Consider the following 21,105-nt stretch of genomic DNA (forward strand, 5'->3'; position numbering starts at 1 on the left):
CTGCACACCAAGTTATACAAAAGAAGGACTTATTGTACAATTTTCTATTGACTTGTATAAGAAAGCCAGCGCAGAATGAACTTATACAAATAACTCTCAGGAGTTGTACATGGTTTATTCGTCTGACAATAAAATCCCCGTAGGCATCAGTGCCTGCCTGACCGGACAAGCAGTACGCTTCAACGGCAGCCACAAACGATCGCGTTTCTGCACGGATGTTCTTAGCGACTATTTCAGTCTTCGCCCAATGTGTCCTGAAGTGGCGATCGGCATGGGCACCCCTCGTGAGCCGATCCGTCTGGTCAGTGATAGTCCTACTGATGAGCGTGTTCGCGCCGTCGGCGTTGATTCGCCGGATATCGACGTGACAGATGATCTCCGCTCTGAAGCAGTGAAAGTCAGTGCTCTCAACCAGGACCTTTGTGGTTTTATTTTTATGCAGAAGAGTCCGAGCTGCGGACTGTTTGGTGTAAAACGCTACCTGAAGAACGGTCACCCCGAAGGCAAAGCATCAGGTATCTTCGCTAGTGAATTTGCCCGCCTGAACCCGCTTCTGCCCATCGAAGAAGCAGGCCGCTTAAACGATGCTGCGTTGCGCGAAAACTTTATGGTCCGCGTGTTCACCTATCGCGATTGGCAGTTGTTTACTCAGACGACGGTTACCCCCGCGCGACTGATCGATTTTCATTCCCGCTACAAGTACCTGATCATGGCGCACAGTACTGTCCATTATAAGGAGACAGGGCGTCTTCTGAGTGATCTGTCGGGTGATATTAATCAGATTGCCGAAGAGTATTTCACTCTTCTTATGACCGCACTGGCCAAGCCAGCTAGTCGTAAAACCCACACCAATACCCTGATGCACTTGCAGGGGTATCTGAAAAATCTCATCAGTGCAGCAGATAAAGAAGAGCTGGCGCGGATTATTCTGGAATACCGTCGCGGGATTATTCCTCTCGTCGTCCCGCTTACTTTGCTGAAGCATCATCTGAACCACCACCAGGAAGCGAACGCCTACGCACGGCAGCAGGTCTACCTCAATCCGCATCCTTATGAACTGGGGCTAAGGAATACGCTGTGAATATCGCAGAGTGTGCGGGCTATCCGATACGCGAATTTGCACGCCTGACCGGAGTCAATCCGGTCACTCTCAGAGCGTGGGAACGCCGCTACGGCATTATTCAGCCTTTGCGAACGGCTAAAGGTCACCGCTATTACACCGACGATCATGTCACTCAGGTGAAGTCGATCCTGTACTGGCTTGATCAGGGTTACCCAATTCGTCAGGTAAAGCTATTACTGAACGAGCCGCCGGCCCATCCATCGTCGCCATCTGATGATTGGGATGACATTAAAAAACGGCAGCTGGCCGCTGCCCGTGATCTTAATTCGCGGGCGCTGGATGATGAATGGAGTAACGGTCTGGCAAGTTATCCCATGGCCGTTTATTACGAACGCTGTCTCGTCCCTGTTATTACTGAACTTCAACAAGACAGCAACGGCACTCTGATTCTCAACGCCTATACCCATTTGCTGCAGCGCAAACTCGCACAACTGATACAGCTCCAACAAAAGCATGCGGAAGGCCCGGGGCTGCTTATGTGCACTAACCACGAACAGGCAGAACTCCATCTTCTTGCCGCATCGTATGCCCTGGGAGCCGCCGGATTCCGACTTGAGTACTTTGGCGTGAATCTGAATCCGGATGACATACGTATAGTGTCAGACATGCTGGATTTCTCCTGGGTGTGGGCACACGTTCACCCGACGGGTCATGACGAACAGGCTTTATGGCAAAGCCTTTCAGAGAAATGCCGGATTCCGGTTTACTTTTCGGGCGCCATCCCCGACGAAATCGACGAAGCACAGGCACTACAACAACCCATGAGTAAGCAGATACAGACATTCATCCAACACGCCGGAGGCCGCTCATGACCCGCCTCATGTGGTTCCGAACCGACTTACGTGTGCTCGACAATCCGGCACTGATGCACAGCCGCCGCGACGACGATGAAGCAACGCTGGCTATCTACTTTGTGACAGAAAAGCAGTGGCAGCAGCACGATCTGGGAGATCGCAGAACGAACCTGATGAAACAGGCTGCCTGTAACCTCCGGGAATCGCTCGATGGACTTGGAATCCCTTTACTCATCCTGAACAAAGAAACGTTCAAGGACAGCAGCGAAGCACTGCTGGAGATAATGGAGCGTTTTGATATCTCAGAGCTCAACTACAACCTCGAGTACGAGATAAATGAGCGCCATCGGGATATAGAGCTAGGCCAGTGGTGCAAAGCGAATGATGTGCAGGTGAATAAATTCCACGATCAGTGCATCGTCCCGCCGGGTGATCTGAAAACCCAGAATGATGATCCATATCGTGTGTATTCACCTTTCCGCAAAGCCTGGCTGCGTCTTAAAAAAGATTATATCGAAGCACCTTCGGCCGCTCCGTCGCAGCAGGACATGCGCACCATTTCGCATGACATACGCGATTACTGGGCTGAAAAAAACTGGGCGCCTGACTTCATTCACGACGCTCTCTGGGATCCAGCTGAGGACACGGCTCACGAACAGCTCAAAGAGTTTCTGGATAAAGAGGGTCTTCAGTATCACGAACAGCGCGATATTCCAGAGTTAGATGCGACCAGTCGCCTTTCTTTTTATCTTGCGCTTGGGGTGCTATCGCCACGTCAGTGTATTTACACCGCCTGGCAACCGAACGGGTGCTTACTCAGTGGTGGAGAAACTGGCCTGGACAATTGGATTAATGAACTCGTCTGGCGTGAATTCTACCGTCACCTGATTGTGGCCTACCCTGAACTATGCAAGCACCGTGCTTTCCGCCCGGATTACGAGAATATTCCATGGAGAGACAGCGCGGGAGATTTCGAGCGCTGGTGCAAAGGTGAGACGGGCTACCCTATCGTGGACGCAGCGATGAAGCAGCTGCTGGATCAGGGCTGGATGCACAACCGACTGCGCATGGTGACCGCTATGTTCCTGACCAAACATCTGTTGATTGACTGGCACAAAGGCGAGAAGTTCTTCAGCGAACACCTGGTCGATGCTGACCTTGCGTCGAACAACGGTGGCTGGCAGTGGAGCGCCTCGACAGGCGCGGACGGTGCCCCGTACTTCCGTATTTTTAATCCTGTGACGCAATCTGAACGGTTTGATGAGCAAGGGCACTTTATTGCCCGTTATCTGCCAGAGCTGAACAGCCTGTCACCCAAAGCCAGACATTTTCCGGATGACAAGGCCCGGAAAGCCTGTGCTTATCCTGAGGCAATCGTAGAGCATAAAGCAGCGCGGCAACGCGCGCTGGACACATTCAAAAGCATGGAGAACTGAGGCAAACGCCCGGTGAAAACAGGTATGACGAGCATTCGCAAAAAATCCTGGTTACTGAACATCGCCCGCTGGTTCGATTCCTACGCAGGCAGCGATGCGCCCATGACCAGTACGCAATTTAACTGGGTTCGGGTCATTCCGTTTCTGATCCTTCACCTGGCTTGCTTTGCTGCATTCTGGACTGGCGTGAGCACCGTCGCCCTGGTGACCTGCCTCGGCCTGTTCTGGCTGAGGATGTTTGCTATTACGGCGTTTTATCATCGCTACTTTGCCCATCGCAGCTACAAAACCAATCGCTTCTGGCAGTTTATATTTGCTTTGCTCGGCAATATGTCAGCACAGCGCGGACCACTCTGGTGGGCAGCACATCATCGTGCGCACCATCAGCACTCAGATACCGAAGAAGACCTGCACTCGCCCGTTCAACGTGGATTCTGGTGGAGTCATATGGGTTGGTTTACCTGCGACGCCAGCTTCAAAACTCAGCTCCACCGAATAAAAGATTTTGCGCGTTTTCCGGAGCTCAAATTTCTGGACCGTTTTGACAGCTTTGCACCACTACTGCTGATTGTGATCCTGTACATCGCTGGGGAACTAATGGCGGCTTTTGCGCCGGGTATGAATACCAACGGTGCACAGATGGTGGTCTGGGGCTTTGTTATCTCCACCGTCATTCTTTTTCACTCGACAGTGACCATTAATTCGCTCGGCCATATCTGGGGCTCTCGTCGCTTCAAAACCAAAGACGACAGCCGCAATAACGGTGTCCTCGCCTTGCTGACGTTGGGCGAAGGCTGGCACAACAACCACCACCGCTGGGCAGTATCGGCCCGCCAGGGATTCTACTGGTGGGAGATCGATATCACCTACATGATACTCAAAGCAATGAGTTGGGTCGGGATCGTTCACAGCCTCAATCCTGTTCCTGCTCATGTTCTGAAGGAGGGGCGTAATGGACAACAAGCGCATTCCAGCCACAACGAGTAAGACTGCGGAAGCACTCACCACAGACTCCCGGCTCGCTGCTTTTTACAAGCTCTATAACACACTCGGCCCAGAAACCGCGGGGACACAGAAATTGAGGCGTTGCCTGGCGGAGGTCTACCACCCGGATATCATTTTCAGTGACCCGATGCACCGCATACTGGGCATTGATGCGCTGGAAAACTACTTTGAAGGCCTGTACGAAAATATCACGTACATCGATTTTCAGTTTCACAAAGCCTGGGTTGAAATCGACTCAGGTTCTGTCCACTGGACAATGCGCTATCGTCACCCACGACTGAAGGCTGGAAAGCACGACATCGTAGTTGATGGCGTCACCCTACTGCGATGGGAGGGCAACCTGGTTGTACAACATCAGGATATCTTCGACGCGGGCAGTCTCCTCTACGAACACCTGCCAGTCATCGGCTGGCTCATTCATAAGTTGAAGGAGCGCATGGCATGACACAGGCCCCTCCACTCAGTCAGCAGGTGATATGGCTGACAGGCGCATCCTCGGGTATCGGAGAAGCGTTAGCAGATGAACTCGCACCGCGTTGCAAAGCGCTTTTCATCAGCGCCCGCTCTGAAGACAAACTGCGGCCACTGGCTGACAGACACTCCAATGTCACCGTCATAACCGCTGACATTACTGACGAAGAGAGTCTCAGGGGAGCGGCCTCTGCCATCGAAAAAAAATATGGCAAGCTCGACACCCTGATTGCCAATGCAGGGACCTGTGAGTATGTCGATGTTACTGATTTTGATACTGCTCTGTTTCGCCGGGTTTTTGAAACCAACATGATGGGGCTGGTGAATACCACCGCCGCTGCCCTGCCTTTGCTGCAAAAAAGCAAACGAGGCTATCTGGTCGGCGTTGGTAGCAGTGTCTCTATGCTTGCCATGCCACGCGCACAAGCTTATGGCGCGAGCAAAGCAGCAGTCGCACATTTTCTGGAAAGTATGAAAGCCGACCTCAAGGCCATGGATATCGATGTATCTCTGGTCAGTCCGGGCTTCGTCAAAACACCACTGACAGACGTAAACGACTTTCCTATGCCAATGCGTATCAGCGCTGAGCAAGCGGCGGAAGAGATCGTGAAAGGTGTAGAGAAGCGCCAATGGCATATCCACTTCCCCAAAGGCTTCACCCGTATTCTCTGGTTTATCGGACAATTGCCCGCTTTTCTTCGCCACAGGGTCACGGCTCAGATGTCCCGTACTGATGAGGCGCTGCAGCAACAGGGAAAACGACAGATAAAACAACAGGAATCTGATTCATGAATAAACGCGTCGCAATCATTGGTTCAGGTATCGCAGGATTAACCTGCGCCTGGTTATTAAGAGAGAAGTACGATGTCTCTCTTTATGAAGCAAATGACTATGCCGGTGGTCATACTCAAACGACAGACGTTGAGGTTAACGGCACCACCTGGCCAGTGAACACCGGGTTTATCGTATACAACGACTGGACGTACCCGAACTTTATCCGCCTTATGGATTTGCTCGGTGTTAAAAGTGAAGAGTCGGACATGAGCTTCAGCGTAAAGTGCGAGCAGTCCGGGCTGGAGTACAATGGCCATACCCTTAATACGTTGTTCGCTCAACGCAGAAATATCCTGAAGCCTTCTTTCTGGGGCATGATCCGAGACATCCTGAAATTCAATAAAGAAACCAGGGAAGAACTCGCCAACGACAGCGTCGACCAGACTGAAACGCTCGGCGGTTACCTGCAGCGGAAAGGCTACGGCGAGGCTTTCAGAACAAAATACATCATTCCTATGGGGGCCGCAGTCTGGTCAGCCAGTGAAGAAATGATGATGCAATTCCCGGTCTATTTTTTCCTTCGCTTTTTCAATAACCATGGCATGTTGAGTGTTGATGAACGCCCGCAGTGGCGGGTCATTTCGAACGGTTCGCGCAGTTATGTGACACGCATACTCGAAGATCTGCCCGAAGATCAGGTTCATCTGAATACGCCAATTGACGGCGTCAGCCGCTCTAAAGGCGGAGTCATAGTCAGCAGCCACAGGGGGCATGAGCACTTCGATGAAGTTATCTTTGCCTGCCACAGTGATCAGGCACTGGGGATGCTGAAAGACGCAACCAGCGATGAGAAAGATATTCTCGGTGCTATTCCTTACAAAATGAACGACGTCGTCCTGCACACAGACGAAACCATCTTACCCAAGCGTCGATTGGCGTGGGCCTCCTGGAATTATCATATTGGAGAAGAGAGTCAGGATTCGGTCGCAGTGACCTATTACATGAACCGGTTGCAGAACTTCGATGACGCTCCGGTTGATTTTTGTGTCACGCTGAATAAAACAGAAGCGATCGATCCCGATAAAATCATTCGACAGTTCCGCTACGCGCATCCGGTATTTACTCTGGAAGGTATGGCCGCGCAACACAGGCACAGCGAGATCAGCGGCAAAAACCACTCGCATTTCTGTGGCGCTTACTGGTTTAACGGTTTCCACGAGGACGGTGTGAAAAGTGCTCTGCGTGTGACTGAAGCACTGGGAGTTCCTCTGCCATGAGCATGACCCAGAGTGCGATATTTACCGGCACAGTTCGTCACAGACGTTTTCATCCAATTAAACACGCTTTGAATTACAGCGCATTCATGGTGTGGCTGAATCTGGATGAGGCGGATGATGTGCTGCAACGCTCTGCACTCTGGGGTCAATCCCGCTTTTCTCTTGCACGCTTTCGTCGTGAGGATTACTTCACGCTTCCTGACCTGCCAAATTCATCAACAGCAGATAACCTGAAGCTGCACGTCAGTGAAGCCTTTCGGCGTGAAACAGGTATAAAGCCTGAACATATTTGTATGATGACCAATCTGCGCTATTTCGGTTATCTGATTAACCCTGTCACCTTCTATTACGCCTACGCTGCTGATGGAAAACATCTGGGTATTCTTTCCGAGATCACCAATACTCCTTGGGATGAGCGATTTCACTACACACTCCTCAGCCAACAGGCGGCCAGCCATACAACCGACACGAGTGCCGATTCAACAGAAAAATCCCGTGGAATAAAGCCTGAGCACACTCTGCAACATGCGGATGGCCACCAGCGACATCGCTACCGTTTCAATAAAGTTTTTCATGTATCACCGTTCAACCCGCTGGATATGACGTATATCTGGAGCATGCCGGAGGTGACGGACGGCTGCCTGATTCATATGCAGACGATGAATCAGGGCAGACTCGACTTCGATGCCACAATGAACATGAACAGACAGCCCATGACATCGGGAACGATGCGCAGAATTTTACTTCAGTACCCTCTGATGACGATGAAGGTTGTCTGGGGAATCTACAGTAATGCATTGCGCCTGTGGCTTAAGAAAAGCCCTTTCTACGATCACCCTGACAATGATCCTGAGCAGGACCACAAAAAATCTATCGCCCCACGACAGGAGCACTTATGAAAACACTAACCGTGACCGCCGAAAACATGCCCTGGATTGATCGGTTTTGCCGTAACGGGCTGATCGATACGCTTCAGAAACTTCACACTGGATCTCTGGAAATTGTCGAGGGTGATAACACATTGCAATTCGGTAAAGCCGGGTCTGACATGCACTCACGCATCGAGATTCTGGATAGTGAGGCTTACCGCAGCATTGCACTGAACGGCAGCGTGGGCGCTGGTGAATCCTACATGACTGGTGACTGGACCTGCTCAGATCTCCCGATGCTGATCCGGATTCTGTCCCGCAACAAAGACGTCGTCGACCAGATAGACAGCGGCCTGGCGAATCTGGGTAAGTTTGCCCTTAAATGGCTGCACTCACTCAACCGCAATACTGAAAAAGGTTCACGACGCAATATCGCTGCACACTATGACCTGGGCAATGATATGTTTGAACTCTTTCTTGACCCGACCATGATGTATTCCAGCGGTATTTTCCCAAGCACAGATGCCACTATGGAAGAAGCCTCGGTGTATAAACTGGACCGTATCTGCAAAAAGCTCGACCTGCAGCCAACAGATCACTTGGTGGAAATTGGTACCGGCTGGGGAAGCATGGCCATCCACGCGGCGAAACATTACGGCTGTAAGGTAACCACAACGACTATTTCCGAACAGCAATACGCATGGGCCGAAGAGAAGGTCAAAGCGGAAGGCCTGGAAGACAAAATCACCCTACTCAAAAAGGACTACCGCGCACTCGAAGGTGAGTTCGATAAGCTGGTTTCTATTGAGATGATTGAAGCCGTGGGCTGGGAATATCTGGATACCTACACAGCGACTATAAGCCGACTACTGAAGCCTGAAGGCATGGCCCTGATTCAGGCGATCACAATTGAAGATCAACGTTACGAGCAAGCGAAAAAAGACGTCGATTTTATTAAGCGTTATATCTTCCCAGGTAGTTTTATTCCTTGTGTGACCGCTATTCAGAACTCATTCACTCAATGTACCGATATGAAAATGGCTCACATGGAGGATATAACTCCTCATTACGCCAGAACTCTTGATGCATGGCGAAAACGTTTCCTCGCCAATAAGAATGAGATTATGGCGAAGGGGTACGGTGAAGACTTCATTCGTCTCTGGGATTTCTACTTTGCCTACTGTGAGGGAGGGTTCGCTGAGCGGGTTATTGGTGATGTGCACCTGATGTTCGCCAAACCACTCAATCGCAGTGAACCGGTACTTGGTAACCTCTGATGTCTGCGTCTCAGCTGAAGATCATTAATGCCGTGGCGTTCCAGCTTTGCTGGTTTGCGTGTGTACTGGGCGGCAGCCTGTGGGCGCTCCCTGCTGTACTGGCATTTATGATCTGGCACCGACAGGTCGCGACCAGAGCAGAATGGCTGTTTATCTCGATACTCAGTCTCTGTGGTATTGCTTTGGACACAGTCTGGTATCAACTCGGGATCTTCAGCTTTGAGAACTACTCCATGCCGGTTATTCCAGCCTGGCTCGCGCTGTTGTGGCTCGCCTTTGCTTCGACGCTTTTCCATTCGCTATACGTAATTTTCTCCAGAATCTGGCTCATTGTGCCTCTGGCTGCGATATCCGCCCCGATCAGCTACTACGCAGGTCAGGAGTTCGGAGCCATCGCCCTTGGCAGCAACGCCCTTTGGGTCATTTCAGCGTCTTGGGGCAGCCTGATGCTGATCGCATCACTTGCACTTTCGCATCAGTTTCCTTCAGTGATTTCATCCACGACTCAGAGAGAAGAGCCGTGATTAAGTATCTTACGACTGCCTTATTAGTTTCTTTATCCAGCCTGCTGGCCGCGGAAGAATCGGTTCTATCCTACCGAGGTGATGCATTCAGTCTGGAGGGCGGCGAACTTCTTTATACGGAATATCACGAGTTAACCACTAAAGACGGCCGGCCCGTTGCCCGTGAGACCCGCTATCAGACGTCAGATACCGAAGAGTTCGCACAAAAGCGGAATCAATACGGTGAAAATCCGGCCGCTCCCGACTTTAACCTCAATGACACACGCTACGGTTATTCTGAGAAGGTTACCTATGACAATGGTAAGTGGCGTGTCAGTTACAGTGAGCCTGATGAGTCAGAAAAAGGGACACTGGGATCACCGGATTACACTCCGGTGATTGATGCGGGATTCGATGAGTTTGTACGTTCGGTGTGGCCAAAGTTGCTGAAGGACAAAACCGTCCGGTTTTCGTTCGCGGTACCTTCAAGGCTTGAATGGGTTAATTTCCGGCTGATTCCTCTGCAGCGTAAAGAGGGAAAACTGACAGTCGAAATGCGATTAAGCTCCAGACTGCTGTCCTGGCTCCTTGAGCCAGTTGAGCTGACCTATGATGAAAAAACTCAGCGACTCCTGACCTACCGTGGCCTTACGAATATCAGAGATAAGGACGGAGAGGGCATCAAGGCTGAAATCCGATACACTTACCCGGATTAAACGACGACTAAAAGGAATGGAAGATGCGTCCGTTTGCAGTTCCGCTGATCATTGCCATCAGCGCTCAGGCCGTACAGCTTCATGCAGAGGTCACGCTGGATAAAGTGACCACCAGTGGGGAAGAAGTCGAATCTTCCCGCCCTACTACAGAAAAGCTATTAAAAATCCCGGGCGCCGGTAATGATCCTCTCAGAGCTCTGGAGGCTCTGCCCGGCGTCGTCTTTGGTAATGGGCGCGAAGCCGCTCCAGCGGTTCGGGGATCTTCGCCCGACGATAACGCCTACTACCTCGATTTTCTGCCCGTGGGTTATCTGTTTCATAACGATGGTTCGAGCATTGTCAATGACGCTCTGGTCGAGGGTTTTGAGCTCTACCCCGCCGCCTTTGGTCCGGAATTTAATAATGCCACCGGCGCAGTAATTACGGCCGATTCACGATCCCCTTATTTTGATGACCAACAGACCATCGTCGACTTAAGCTTGTTACGCGCTGGGGTTCTGTTTGATGTTCCCGTCAATGAATCCAATGCCGCATTTCTGAGCGCTCGTATGAGCCTGTTTCAGTACTATCTCGAAAACCTGGTCGATGACGAGGATTTCGAATTCACTACGGTGCCTGAATTTTACGACTATCAGGGCGCATGGGAATACCGACCGGATTCCGTGTCTGCGCTTCGTTTCCAGGCCATTGGTGCCCGGGATAAAGCCGGCTTCGATTTCCCCGAAGACTCTGATTTTGTTCAACAGGACCCCGCGCTCAGCGGTGGGCTGGAGGCCGAACAGTACTTTAATAGTCAGGGCGTTGTTTACGAGCGATTCTTTTCTTCAGGTCTGAGTATGAAAACCGGCATATCTCAATTGGAAGAAAGCTTCGAGTTCAGTATCGGACAAGGTAATTTTATCGACGCAAAAAGCAATCGCTACGGTCTGCGCTCGCAATTTATCTATCCGGTTTCTTTGTCGCATGAACTTCAGTTTGGTGCTGAATATTCTGAACAGAACATTAATTACAAGGGTCGCTTTTCCGCGCCGCCTTGTGATGAGTTTTCGAGCGATTGCCGTCTTGTGACTGCGACTGAGGAATTGACAGGGGCGGGCAGTTTCGCCATTCGTGAGTTCAATGCGAACCTTGCTGACCAATGGGATATTCTCCCAGTATGGCAGCTGACGCCGGGGGTGCTTGCCTCCTATAACGAATTTACCGAAAACAGCTATCTGGAACCTCGCCTCAATAGCCGCGTCCGCGTAGCACAGCCATTGACGTGGACGCTCGGGTTTGGTGAGTATCATGCTTTGTCGGGCAACCCCGGGCAGTACACGCCAGAATTCGGGAACCCCGACATCAACGAAACCCGTTCGACACACTACGAAACAGGCCTCGAGTATCAGATCAAAGATGGCCTGAATCTGACGTCAGAGCTTTACTACAAAGACATCAAAGACATTGTCGTGTCACGCGCTCCACAGAATAACTATCCCAGCCTGACGACCGAGGAGTACAACTCCCTGCCACGCTATACCAATGACGGCAGCGGTCAATCATGGGGCGTAGAAACCCTGGTGAATGCGGATTACAGCGACCGTTGGTATGGCTGGGTATCGATGACACTCTCTCGCACCGAGCGGAGTAACAACATCACCGATGAGAACTTTCGCTACTCCTACGATAAACCCATCGTCATAAATGCAGTCGGCAATTATCGCTGGAATGACCGCTGGACCTTCGGCCTGAAATGGCGCTATGAGAGCGGTCAACTGGTCACTCCACTTGAAGGCGTAGAAGAAGACAGCGAAACATCTGGCCTGTTCAATCCTATCTACGGCGACCCATTCTCTGAGCGGCTTCCAGCCTACCACCGCCTCGACTTCAGAGCAGACCGTGCCTACCAGTTCAGTCGCTGGAGTATGGACCTCTACTTTGAGGTGATTAACCTCTATGCCCGGGAAAACGTCGTAGGCTACCGTTACCTGAACGCCGACTACAGTGAACGCGAGGACGTGAACGATCTGCCTCCGATTGCTTCCTTTGGGGTTCGTATGGTCTTCTGACCCTACAAATTGGATACAGAATACGTTTAATTGTCTCATTTATCTTTTCAATTAATACATAAAGGGCCATACTGTCCAAAGTTAAACATCAAGGAAATACGACAGCATGCAAATAGGTAAACGCGAAGAGTTCGATCTCAACGAAATGGCTATCTTCGTTCATGTTGTGGAAGCGGGCAGTTTCACTGGTGCTGCGCGCCACCTGGGCCTACCCAAGTCGACTGTCAGCCGCAAGATCACTCAACTGGAAGAACGCCTTGGCGTACGCCTGATTCAGCGCACAACGCGGAGTTTGCGCCTCACTGACACAGGTAATGCTTACTACAACCAGTGCGCCCGCATCCTTGGTGAAATCGAAGAAGCGAACATTGCGGTCACACGTATGCAGAGCACACCTACGGGGACTCTTCGCATCACTGCACCTGTACTGTTTGGCTCCACCGTGTTATCTGGGCTGATTGCAGACTACTGTGATCAACACCCTCAGGTGACTGTTGATATGGTGCTAAGCGATCAGAAACTGGATCTGGTTCAGGACGGTATCGATGTAGCCTTCCGCGTCGGAACTCTGGAGGACTCGTCTTTGATTGGCAGACACCTCGGCGATGTGCGCTCTATCCTTTGTGTCAGCAGTGACTATGTGAAGAAACACGGTGAGCCCAAGCACCCGGACACACTGGGCGAGCATGAGCTGATGACGCTTTCGCAGTGGCCGAACTGGCAGCTGTGCGGCCCGTCTGGCCAGATGCACAGTCACAACGTGCATGCTCGTATTCAGGTGAATGACTTCGCCAGCCTTTATACTCTGGCGCTTTCCGGTGCCGGAATTGCCCCGCTGCCAACTCTCATTGCTGCGCCAGCAATTCGCGCAGGCTCACTCATTCAGGTATTGCCCGAATGGCCTTTCGAAGCCAGCCCGATTCATGCACTCTATCCAAGCAACCGCCACCTTTCGGCGAAGGTGCGCAGTTTCGTAGAATTCGTTATTGAATCCGTCCGCCCTACCCCACCGTGGGAAGTCGGACACGACATTGCACGCTCCGAATAATAATTACGAGGTTCAGGGATGAAAACTGTTCTGCTGAGTACGACCGCAACCATTATCACAGCCGCCCTGTTGGCGGCGTGCTCACCAGAGTCCACCAATACGGACGAAGCGGCTAAGGCTAAGTTGCCGGCTAAACAGGCTGCTACACCTGATGACACTGCGGCAAAACCCAAGGTCGCACCAACCCGCTCTGCCGCAGAACTGGCTCGTGATCAGTACAGGCATCCTGCAGAAACTTTAATGTTTTTTCAGGTTGAGCCTTCGCATACCGTTGTTGAATTGTGGCCGGGTGGCGGTTGGTACACCGCGATACTGGCTCCATACCTTAAAAATAACGGACAACTGATCGCTGCACATTTCCCCGCGGACAGTGAAATCAGTTTTTTCCAGAAGAGCCGTGCCGCATTTAACAAACGCTTTCTCCTGCAACCCGAGCTCTATGGCAATATTTATGTCACCGAGCTGGCGCCGCCGCAGAAGCTTACAATTGCGCAGGCAGGCGAGGCTGATCGCGTGCTGACCTTCCGCAATGTTCATAATTGGATGCGTAATCGCCAGGAGCAGGCAGTCTTTGACGAGGCCTTCCGGGTGCTGAAACAAGGCGGAATACTGGGCGTTGTAGAGCATCGTGCTCCTGACTCATTTTCTCGTGAGGAAATGGTCGAAACCGGCTATGTGACTGAATCCTATGTGACACAGCTGGCAATCAATGCGGGCTTCGTTCCGGCCGGTCATTCAGAGATTAACGCTAATCCGAAAGACAGCCGAGACCACCCTCATGGCGTCTGGTCGCTGCCACCGACGCTGCGTGGTGGCGATGTAAACCGGGCTGGCTTTATGGCGATGGGTGAAAGTGATCGCATGACGCTTAAGTTCAGAAAACCCTGAACCAAACGCAGGCTCAAAGCTCGGCGCCGTCCATGCCGATCATGGTGACCCAGTGCTTGTTCTCGTGGTCGGTGTCCACACGCAAACGCAACATGCCAGCGTATGGGATACCCAGTCGATTCATAGCCTCAGGCGCCAATGACAGCAGGTGCTGAGCCATCACCCTCATTACGCCGCCGTGAGTGACAATCAGGGTATGTTGTCCTGCATGCTGCTCCAGAATATGCGCCCACCCCTCCAACACCCGCGATTGCAACTGCCCTACCGGTTCTCCGCCGGGAGCGCAAAAGTTCATTGGGTCTTCCCACAGCTGGCGTACATGGGTCTGCTCCGCTGACATGATTTCTTTGATGGGAACATTCTCCCAGTCACCGTAATCAATCTCGGCCCAGCGTTCATCGATATGCAAAGGCAAATCAGATTGCCCGGCCACCAATTCTGCACTTTCACTGCAACGGCTCAACGGAGAAGACACAACACGCTGCCAGTTGCCGGGATTACGGTCCAGCCTTTGCTGAAATTGACGACGCCCATTATCTGTCAGGCGATGATCCGTGCGGCCACGAAATACCTCGCCACCCTCGGGCTCACCGTGACGAATAACGTCAAGGAACGTGACTATACTGCTCATTCTTTATCGGGCTCCGGCGAAGATGCTGTCAGTGTCTAGACTTATGAACACATGGTAACAAATTTACCCGAATCATCTTCAGGAGTATGAACATGAGCGCGCAATCATTTGCAGAAATGCGTATGGAGCCACGCTGGCAACTGAAAAGCACCGTCAGCGTGTTCCGCAAAGGAGGCAGCGACTGCCTCGGGTTACTGGTTAACTGGTCGAAAAGTGGCTTGATGATATCCAGCTACCAGGCGTTAAAAGAAGGCGAGACGCTTGACGTCGACCTGGTCGACATCCTTCAGGATAACGACCGCCGTACCGCGCCCTGCCGTATTGAGATCGTCTGGAGCAGAGAGCTGAACCCCAGTCTTTACGGAAGCGGCTGTCGCCTGGTCGAAGGGTCCGCAATGTTCGACGCAATGATGCAGGACTATTGCGACGACTGAGCAGCGTCGTACACTGTCCTGACATTCTCACTCGACAGGACAGCCATGCTGCAGTTTGGCATAGATCTCGGTGGTACCAAGACAGAAATCATCGCTTTAGATCAGAGCGGTAAAGAACTCCTGCGCCGCCGTAAACCTACCCCCCGCGATAGCTACGATGCAATTCTTAACAACATCCTGAGTCTGGTGAACGATGCCGCATCTGAACTTGCTCAATCCTACACACTGGGATTGGGCATTCCTGGCGCACTCTCGTATCAGACAGGGCTGGTGAAGAATGCAAATACCACCTGCTTGATTGGCGAGGATCTCAAAGGCGATTTAGAACGCGCGCTCAAGCAACCTGTCGTCATCACCAACGATGCCGATTGCCTGGCCCTGTCGGAAGCAACCGATGGCGCTGGTGCTGGCTTTCCTTCCGTATTTGCTGTGATTGTGGGTACTGGATGCGGCGGTGGATGGGTGGTCAGAGGCAGCCTTGTCTCCGGGCCAAATGCGATTACTGGAGAATGGGGGCACAACCCTCTTCCGTGGCGCGAAGATTCAGATGCGGTGCTGAACTGCTACTGCGGTTTATCCGGCTGCCAGGAGACAATCCTTTCGGGCACCGGCATTCGCTTACAGGCCAGAGAAGAAACCGGTAAAGACCAACCTGCAGAAGTCTGGGTGGCAGCCGCAGAAGCTGGTGACGAAGAAGCTAAGGGCGTGTTGTTCAGACATCATCGACGGCTGGCGAAAGCACTCGCCGCCGTAATTAACCTGATGGACCCTCACGTTATCGTGCTTGGTGGTGGCGTCTCGAACATTGCCAGTGTTTACGACGTGGTACCACAGCTCTGGCAAGAGTGGGTATTCTCAGATTCGGTGATCACACCATTGAAAAAATCGGTTCATGGCGACTCCAGCGGAGTGCGCGGTGCCGCCTGGCTGGGTGCTCAGGCGGACTATTCCAGCACTGGCTAACCGACTACGCACAGGCCGTTGAAACACGTTTTCGAGGCAGTCAGTGCAAGGCAAAAACAGGCGAGAAGCGGAGTTTATAAGTCATAAATGAGCATTATGAGCCTGTTTTTAACGAAGCAATGACAACGCAGATAGTTTTTCAACAACCTGTCAGAGTAAATACCCGCCAACAGTCGCGGTAGCAATAATAACCATCCACACCGACAACGAGCGGATATGCAGGCGCTGCCAACGATCAAGTTCGGCAGCGGCCTCTTCAGCACTCTCATCAACCGGGCACGACATAGCAACTGACTGCCCGGCCAGAGATTCATTTGCTACACGGTAGAGAACATCGGCACTGTGCGTCGTGCGATCCCAAAGGTAAGAGTGAAGCACAGGAAATCCGCGCAGAAAGTCTCCGGCTAGCGCATAGGTTAACCCGAGAAGCCGAACGGGAATCCACTCAATCCAGTGCAGATACCGCCAGCCCTGTGCATCGCAATGCGTTGCACGCGCATATTGGAGAGAAAACCACGCCAACAGAATCCCGGCAATATCCGCAACCATGTACCAGAAGACCATCAGGAAAAAGAATTCAAACCAACGATGCAGAAGTGCCCGGATCACCTGATGATTCATAGTGGTCAGATCATCGCTTACTCTCACCTCAGGCACAGCAAGATACTGATCAGCGCAATGGTAGGCCCCTTGTGTATCGCCCTTTTTTAAGTCACTACGATAGGCTTCGAGATGCTTACCGATGCTGATATGCGATAGCACGTAGAGCAAGACAAGAATCTTCAGTAACACACTGAGAAGACCAAAGGCATAGGGGTCAGCCAGCAACATCGCCACCGTAATAGTGACAACCGGTAAAACCACGACAACCGAGTACCTGAAATGGCGATGCCAGTTCATAAAGCGTGGCAGCTTTTCTACCTGCTTCAGCCACCAGGCGAAGGTGCGGCTACTGGTACTGCGATGCGGTAAAGGGAAACGCTGTTGCCATAATAAGACGACAAACAGAACGAGAAACTTCATTTCTACTCCTCAGGACGCCCGTCACCCGTGACCAGCGAGGCACGGTAACGCGTCCAGTCAAAGGCAGGCCCAGGGTCCGTCTTCCTGCCAGGGGCAATGTCTTCATGCCCGGTTATTCGCTCATCCGTGATCATGCGGTAATGCCGCTTAAGACACTCAGTCACCGCCGCAAGCTGCTCATACTGAGCATCGCTGTACGGAGCAGTGTCGGTTCCTTCCAGTTCTATGCCTATAGAATAGTCGTTGCAGTTATCGCGGCCACAAAATTGCGACTGCCCCGCATGCCAGGCGCGATCATCAAAACTTACAAACTGAGTGATCGCACCGTCGCGCTCGATAAACAGGTGACTGGACACCTGCAAGTCTGCGATGGTCTCAAAATAGGGATGTTGCCCCGCATCAAGTTGATTGCAGAAAAAGCGTTGCACACAGCCGCTGCCGAATTGCCCAGGTGGCAAACTGATGTTGTGAATCACAAGCAGGGAGATATCTCCGACGTCCGGGCGAGGACCAAAATTCGGGGATGGAATCCATTGGGCAGAATCCAGGCGACCATTCGTTATCTTCATTAGTTTCCAAAGCAATCAATGTTGTTCTTCAGCTCTTCAAGTTTGGCATAAACACAGCGGGCCGATATAGTCCGGGGACCAGCGAATATGACAGGAATATAAAATGGAGTTTCTGAATACTCTCAATGGCATTGTCTGGGGCTGGCCAATGCTGGCTTTAATTGCGCTTACAGGCCTGTTTTTGACTATCGGCCTGAAGGCTTACCCTATCCGGCATCTGAAAACCGGATTCGTCGAATTATGGCAAGGCAGACATAAACACGGTGAGGGAGAAATCTCTGGCTTCAATGCCCTGATGACCTCACTCTCGGCAACGATCGGCACAGGCAACATTGCCGGGGTCGCAACGGCTGTCGCTATGGGAGGCCCTGGCGCCATTTTCTGGATGTGGATCATCGCTCTTATTGGTATGGCCACGAAGTATTCTGAAGCCGTGCTGGCTGTGCGTTTTCGCGAACAGAATGAACAAGGGCACTTTGTCGGTGGGCCCATGTACTACATCCGCAACGGCCTTGGGCCTAAGTTCAAGTGGCTTGCGGTCGCCTTTGCTTTCTTCGGTATGCTCGCGGGATTCGGCATTGGCAACGGTGTACAGGCCAACTCGGTAGCCGACGCCATGTCGCATATCTCACCAGACGGCACTGGAATTCCCGAATGGGTAACGGGTCTGGTGGTTGCTGCTCTGGTGGGTCTGGTCCTTATCGGAGGCATCCGCAGAATCTCAGACGTCGCGGGCAAGCTGGTTCCGTTTATGGCGATTACTTACGTGATTGCCGGTGTCGTTCTGCTCGGGATCTATGCCAATGAAATTCCGGCGGCGCTGGAGCTGATTGTTACACACGCCTTCACACCTATTTCGGCCGCGGGAGGCTTCGCAGGCGCCACAGTCTGGGCTGCGATTCGGTTCGGTGTCGCCCGTGGAGTCTTCTCAAACGAAGCTGGCCTTGGTAGCGCTCCTATTGCACACGCTACGGCAACCACAGACAGCCCCGTCCGCCAGGGTACAATCGCAATGCTGGGTACATTTATCGACACCATTGTGATCTGCACCATTACTGGCCTGGTGATCGTTGCATCCGGTGCCTGGCAAACCGGGGCCTCGGGCGCCAGCCTTACCGCGTCTGCCTTTGACGCCGGGCTCCCGGTGATTGGCCAGTACATAGTCACGCTTGGGCTGGCAGTATTCGCTTTCACCACTATTATCGGTTGGTCATTTTACGGCGAACGCTGTACCGAGTACTTATTTGGTATCAAAGCCGTTCCGGTATTCCGGCTTATCTGGGTTGCAGCCATCCCCATTGGTGCGACACAAGAGCTGAATGTCGCCTGGCTCATCGCGGATACTCTGAACGCCATGATGGCCCTGCCTAACCTGGTCGCACTGATTCTGCTCAGCCCTGTCGTGTTCGGCCTTACCCGGGAGTATCTACAAAAAGGTTCCCAGAAAGACCTGTAGTAAACCAGTCGGGCAGTATCAGTTGGGGCGCGACTTCGTGTAGAATCGCGCCCTCATGATATGAACCCACTCATAGAACGAAGCCCCGCCATGGACCTCACTCAGCATCAGACAGACATCCGCAATGCAGTTACCCGCGCCATTAAAGAAGACATCGGCACTGGTGATATTACCGCGCAGTTAATACCGGCAGAGCAGAAAAGCCATGCACGTATCATCTCCCGGGAACATGCAGTGATTGCTGGGCAAGCCTGGGTGACTGAAGTGTTCAGGCAAGTTGACCCCGAGGTCGAAGTTGACTGGAAGGTCAAAGACGGAGACGTGGTTGAGGCTGACCAGGTACTGTTTGAACTGAAAGGCTCGTCACGCTCACTGTTGAGTGGTGAACGCTGTGCTTTAAACTTCCTGCAGAGCCTGTCTGGAACGGCGACTCTGTGTGAACACTACGCCTCTCTTGTTGAGGGTACTGGTGTAAAACTACTGGATACCCGTAAAACCATTCCTGGCCTTCGTATCGCACAGAAGTACGCCGTATCCGTTGGCGGATGCTTTAATCACCGCATTGGTCTCTATGATGCGTTTCTAATCAAAGAAAACCACATCATGGCAGCAGGCAGCATTTCAGACGCTGTACGTCAGGCGCATGACATTGCTCCGGGCAAACCCGTGGAAGTCGAAGTGGAAACCATGGTGCAACTGGAAGAAGCGATCAGCGCTGGCACCGACATCATCATGCTGGATAACTTCAGCCCAGCCGATATGAAAGTCGCTGTCGCTTTCACACGAGAAAGAAGCGCAGGCAATATCAAACTTGAAGCCTCAGGTGGCATCACTAAAGACACTTTGCGCCAGTATGCAGAAACCGGCGTAGATTATATTTCGATTGGTGCACTCACCAAAGACTGTAAGGCGATTGACCTGTCGATGAGGATGGTTGGCTAAGCCATTGCCCCTCTGTCATTTTGCGCCGCATCTCCCGTAAATGCCCACCAGAGTGACGATAATTGTCACTCTTTGCCAACTTTTTGCGCGTTTTTCGAGCAGATATTTTTATGACGCCAAAAAATGTGACTTAAGCCCGAAAACAGGGCTTGCTGGTCTCAAAGAAGCTTGGCAAACTCCATCTCACAGTCATTATTAATGACAGGTAAGACCGCCGGAAGGGCCACCCCAAAAGGACCGGAAAGCAGTCACCCAATAACAAATCTCGAAAGAGAGTGGAGAAGCCCTATGAAAAACATGAAAGCCCAACAAGGTTTTACCCTTATTGAATTGATGATCGTTGTGGCGATCATCGGTATTCTGGCGTCAGTTGCAATTCCTCAGTATCGAGACTATGTGCTACGGTCGAAAGTTCAATCGATACTGACCTCGGTAACAAACATCCAAAATGCAATTTCAGCCTCAAGAGATACCGGTGATTTACTAAATTACGTGAATAATGGCACGGCTCTGAGTTGGACAGATGGTTCTGCCGGTACGGGCTCTTGGAATCTACTTGGTTTGCAAACACCTTTAGCCACTGAAGACATTCAAGATGGGGTTACTACGATTGCTGTATCTGCCGCAAACCCTCCAGTAATAACTTTGACCCTAGATACAGGTATTGACGATGGTACAGGTGCTAGCTCAATCACTATTACACCAACTCTGGGTGGCGTCATGACAACTTGGGATTTCGCATACTCAGCGGGTACTGGAGTTGACGCAGACACAGCGGCTATCATTGCAAGAGAAGTAACTCGTAATAATAACTAATTGAATTTTTAAAAATTCTTAAGTTATATGAGTTTCAAAGGG

At 51.8% G+C, this 21,105-nt stretch carries 22 protein-coding genes; 19 read left to right on the plus strand and 3 right to left on the minus strand.

The features are described 5' to 3' along the window. Positions 1-109 precede the first annotated feature (109 nt). The 14 genes from BW941_RS08820 to BW941_RS08885 all read left to right on the plus strand — a co-directional run bounded on the left by BW941_RS08820 (position 110) and on the right by BW941_RS08885 (position 14,229). The gene (locus BW941_RS08820) at positions 110-1,081 is read left to right on the plus strand and encodes a YbgA family protein (RefSeq protein WP_076515289.1); all 972 of its coding nucleotides are present in this window, start codon (positions 110-112) and stop codon (positions 1,079-1,081) included. Beyond that, positions 1,078-1,935 (plus strand): MerR family transcriptional regulator, encoded by an 858-nt coding sequence (locus BW941_RS08825; protein WP_076515291.1) that lies wholly within the window; start codon positions 1,078-1,080, stop codon positions 1,933-1,935. The genes BW941_RS08820 and BW941_RS08825 overlap by 4 nt, the downstream gene beginning before the upstream one ends. Beyond that, positions 1,932-3,353: a deoxyribodipyrimidine photo-lyase gene (gene phrB, locus BW941_RS08830; RefSeq protein WP_076515293.1), complete on the plus strand. Its 1,422-nt coding sequence runs from the start codon at positions 1,932-1,934 to the stop codon at positions 3,351-3,353. The genes BW941_RS08825 and phrB overlap by 4 nt, the downstream gene beginning before the upstream one ends. Positions 3,354-3,377: 24 nt before the next feature. Beyond that, positions 3,378-4,340 (plus strand): acyl-CoA desaturase, encoded by a 963-nt coding sequence (locus tag BW941_RS08835; RefSeq protein WP_076515296.1) that lies wholly within the window; start codon positions 3,378-3,380, stop codon positions 4,338-4,340. After that, complete coding sequence (locus BW941_RS08840) at positions 4,306-4,803, plus strand: nuclear transport factor 2 family protein (protein WP_084188786.1); 498 nt, start codon at positions 4,306-4,308, stop codon at positions 4,801-4,803. The genes BW941_RS08835 and BW941_RS08840 overlap by 35 nt, the downstream gene beginning before the upstream one ends. Beyond that, positions 4,800-5,621 (plus strand): SDR family NAD(P)-dependent oxidoreductase, encoded by an 822-nt coding sequence (locus BW941_RS08845; RefSeq protein ID WP_076515299.1) that lies wholly within the window; start codon positions 4,800-4,802, stop codon positions 5,619-5,621. The genes BW941_RS08840 and BW941_RS08845 overlap by 4 nt, the downstream gene beginning before the upstream one ends. Beyond that, positions 5,618-6,880: an NAD(P)/FAD-dependent oxidoreductase gene (locus tag BW941_RS08850; RefSeq protein ID WP_076515302.1), complete on the plus strand. Its 1,263-nt coding sequence runs from the start codon at positions 5,618-5,620 to the stop codon at positions 6,878-6,880. Before BW941_RS08845 ends, BW941_RS08850 begins: the two co-directional genes overlap by 4 nt. Next, the gene (locus tag BW941_RS08855) at positions 6,877-7,779 is read left to right on the plus strand and encodes a DUF1365 domain-containing protein (protein WP_076515305.1); all 903 of its coding nucleotides are present in this window, start codon (positions 6,877-6,879) and stop codon (positions 7,777-7,779) included. Before BW941_RS08850 ends, BW941_RS08855 begins: the two co-directional genes overlap by 4 nt. Next, positions 7,776-9,026 (plus strand): SAM-dependent methyltransferase, encoded by a 1,251-nt coding sequence (locus tag BW941_RS08860; protein ID WP_076515308.1) that lies wholly within the window; start codon positions 7,776-7,778, stop codon positions 9,024-9,026. The genes BW941_RS08855 and BW941_RS08860 overlap by 4 nt, the downstream gene beginning before the upstream one ends. Beyond that, positions 9,026-9,550 carry a DUF2878 domain-containing protein gene (locus tag BW941_RS08865; RefSeq protein WP_076515311.1) on the plus strand — a complete coding sequence of 175 codons (525 nt, stop codon included), beginning with the start codon at positions 9,026-9,028 and terminating at the stop codon, positions 9,548-9,550. The genes BW941_RS08860 and BW941_RS08865 overlap by 1 nt, the downstream gene beginning before the upstream one ends. After that, complete coding sequence (locus tag BW941_RS08870) at positions 9,547-10,245, plus strand: hypothetical protein (RefSeq protein WP_076515313.1); 699 nt, start codon at positions 9,547-9,549, stop codon at positions 10,243-10,245. Before BW941_RS08865 ends, BW941_RS08870 begins: the two co-directional genes overlap by 4 nt. Positions 10,246-10,268: 23 nt before the next feature. Next, complete coding sequence (locus BW941_RS08875; RefSeq protein WP_076515316.1) at positions 10,269-12,293, plus strand: TonB-dependent receptor plug domain-containing protein; 2,025 nt, start codon at positions 10,269-10,271, stop codon at positions 12,291-12,293. Between the two features lie 106 nt (positions 12,294-12,399). Next, positions 12,400-13,341: a LysR family transcriptional regulator gene (locus BW941_RS08880; RefSeq protein ID WP_076515319.1), complete on the plus strand. Its 942-nt coding sequence runs from the start codon at positions 12,400-12,402 to the stop codon at positions 13,339-13,341. An 18-nt stretch (positions 13,342-13,359) separates the two neighbouring features. After that, positions 13,360-14,229, plus strand: a complete 870-nt coding sequence (locus BW941_RS08885) for a class I SAM-dependent methyltransferase (RefSeq protein WP_076515321.1) — start codon at positions 13,360-13,362, stop codon at positions 14,227-14,229. A gap of 13 nt (positions 14,230-14,242) precedes the next feature. On the opposite strand, the gene BW941_RS08890 is transcribed toward BW941_RS08885, so the two are convergent. Continuing rightward, positions 14,243-14,860: a histidine phosphatase family protein gene (locus tag BW941_RS08890; RefSeq protein WP_076515324.1), complete on the minus strand. Its 618-nt coding sequence runs from the start codon at positions 14,858-14,860 to the stop codon at positions 14,243-14,245. 92 nt (positions 14,861-14,952) lie between these two features. On the opposite strand from BW941_RS08890, the gene BW941_RS08895 reads away from it, so the two are divergent. Together BW941_RS08895 and BW941_RS08900 are read left to right on the plus strand one after the other, a co-directional pair. Next, positions 14,953-15,294, plus strand: a complete 342-nt coding sequence (locus BW941_RS08895; protein ID WP_076515327.1) for a PilZ domain-containing protein — start codon at positions 14,953-14,955, stop codon at positions 15,292-15,294. Positions 15,295-15,339: 45 nt separating this feature from the next. Continuing rightward, positions 15,340-16,257, plus strand: a complete 918-nt coding sequence (locus BW941_RS08900) for an ROK family protein (RefSeq protein WP_076515329.1) — start codon at positions 15,340-15,342, stop codon at positions 16,255-16,257. A gap of 150 nt (positions 16,258-16,407) precedes the next feature. Here the strand turns inward: BW941_RS08900 and ampE are convergent, their stop codons facing one another. Both ampE and ampD read right to left on the minus strand, forming a co-directional pair. Continuing rightward, the gene (gene ampE, locus BW941_RS08905) at positions 16,408-17,280 is read right to left on the minus strand and encodes a regulatory signaling modulator protein AmpE (protein ID WP_076515331.1); all 873 of its coding nucleotides are present in this window, start codon (positions 17,278-17,280) and stop codon (positions 16,408-16,410) included. 2 nt (positions 17,281-17,282) lie between these two features. Next, positions 17,283-17,849, minus strand: a complete 567-nt coding sequence (gene ampD / locus BW941_RS08910) for a 1,6-anhydro-N-acetylmuramyl-L-alanine amidase AmpD (protein WP_076515333.1) — start codon at positions 17,847-17,849, stop codon at positions 17,283-17,285. Between the two features lie 103 nt (positions 17,850-17,952). On the opposite strand from ampD, the gene BW941_RS08915 reads away from it, so the two are divergent. From BW941_RS08915 to BW941_RS18040, 3 genes are all read left to right on the plus strand, one after another. After that, the gene (locus BW941_RS08915) at positions 17,953-19,305 is read left to right on the plus strand and encodes an alanine/glycine:cation symporter family protein (RefSeq protein ID WP_076515335.1); all 1,353 of its coding nucleotides are present in this window, start codon (positions 17,953-17,955) and stop codon (positions 19,303-19,305) included. 60 nt (positions 19,306-19,365) lie between these two features. Then, on the plus strand, positions 19,366-20,247 hold the full coding sequence (gene nadC, locus BW941_RS08920) for a carboxylating nicotinate-nucleotide diphosphorylase (RefSeq protein WP_436286956.1): 882 nt from the start codon (positions 19,366-19,368) through the stop codon (positions 20,245-20,247). A gap of 297 nt (positions 20,248-20,544) precedes the next feature. After that, positions 20,545-21,063: a pilin gene (locus tag BW941_RS18040; protein WP_076515748.1), complete on the plus strand. Its 519-nt coding sequence runs from the start codon at positions 20,545-20,547 to the stop codon at positions 21,061-21,063. Positions 21,064-21,105: the final 42 nt, after the last annotated feature.

This window comes from Thalassolituus maritimus (assembly GCF_900156675.1).
In the GTDB taxonomy this organism is placed as follows: Bacteria; Pseudomonadota; Gammaproteobacteria; order Pseudomonadales; family Oceanobacteraceae; genus Thalassolituus; species Thalassolituus maritimus.

Excerpts from the sequence above, each read along its gene's own strand:
- BW941_RS08820 (WP_076515289.1), top strand. The coding sequence starts at position 110 with ATGGTTTATTCGTCTGACAATAAAATCCCCGTAGGCATCAGTGCCTGC.
- phrB (WP_076515293.1), top strand. The coding sequence starts at position 1,932 with ATGACCCGCCTCATGTGGTTCCGAACCGACTTACGTGTGCTCGACAAT.
- BW941_RS08835 (WP_076515296.1), top strand. The coding sequence starts at position 3,378 with ATGACGAGCATTCGCAAAAAATCCTGGTTACTGAACATCGCCCGCTGG.
- BW941_RS08840 (WP_084188786.1), top strand. The coding sequence starts at position 4,306 with ATGGACAACAAGCGCATTCCAGCCACAACGAGTAAGACTGCGGAAGCA.
- BW941_RS08845 (WP_076515299.1), top strand. The coding sequence starts at position 4,800 with ATGACACAGGCCCCTCCACTCAGTCAGCAGGTGATATGGCTGACAGGC.
- BW941_RS08850 (WP_076515302.1), top strand. The coding sequence starts at position 5,618 with ATGAATAAACGCGTCGCAATCATTGGTTCAGGTATCGCAGGATTAACC.
- BW941_RS08855 (WP_076515305.1), top strand. The coding sequence starts at position 6,877 with ATGAGCATGACCCAGAGTGCGATATTTACCGGCACAGTTCGTCACAGA.
- BW941_RS08860 (WP_076515308.1), top strand. The coding sequence starts at position 7,776 with ATGAAAACACTAACCGTGACCGCCGAAAACATGCCCTGGATTGATCGG.
- BW941_RS08865 (WP_076515311.1), top strand. The coding sequence starts at position 9,026 with ATGTCTGCGTCTCAGCTGAAGATCATTAATGCCGTGGCGTTCCAGCTT.
- BW941_RS08875 (WP_076515316.1), top strand. The coding sequence starts at position 10,269 with ATGCGTCCGTTTGCAGTTCCGCTGATCATTGCCATCAGCGCTCAGGCC.
- BW941_RS08880 (WP_076515319.1), top strand. The coding sequence starts at position 12,400 with ATGCAAATAGGTAAACGCGAAGAGTTCGATCTCAACGAAATGGCTATC.
- BW941_RS08885 (WP_076515321.1), top strand. The coding sequence starts at position 13,360 with ATGAAAACTGTTCTGCTGAGTACGACCGCAACCATTATCACAGCCGCC.
- BW941_RS08890 (WP_076515324.1), bottom strand. The coding sequence starts at position 14,860 with ATGAGCAGTATAGTCACGTTCCTTGACGTTATTCGTCACGGTGAGCCC.
- BW941_RS08895 (WP_076515327.1), top strand. The coding sequence starts at position 14,953 with ATGAGCGCGCAATCATTTGCAGAAATGCGTATGGAGCCACGCTGGCAA.
- BW941_RS08900 (WP_076515329.1), top strand. The coding sequence starts at position 15,340 with ATGCTGCAGTTTGGCATAGATCTCGGTGGTACCAAGACAGAAATCATC.
- ampE (WP_076515331.1), bottom strand. The coding sequence starts at position 17,280 with ATGAAGTTTCTCGTTCTGTTTGTCGTCTTATTATGGCAACAGCGTTTC.
- ampD (WP_076515333.1), bottom strand. The coding sequence starts at position 17,849 with ATGAAGATAACGAATGGTCGCCTGGATTCTGCCCAATGGATTCCATCC.
- BW941_RS08915 (WP_076515335.1), top strand. The coding sequence starts at position 17,953 with ATGGAGTTTCTGAATACTCTCAATGGCATTGTCTGGGGCTGGCCAATG.
- nadC (WP_436286956.1), top strand. The coding sequence starts at position 19,366 with ATGAACCCACTCATAGAACGAAGCCCCGCCATGGACCTCACTCAGCAT.
- BW941_RS18040 (WP_076515748.1), top strand. The coding sequence starts at position 20,545 with ATGAAAGCCCAACAAGGTTTTACCCTTATTGAATTGATGATCGTTGTG.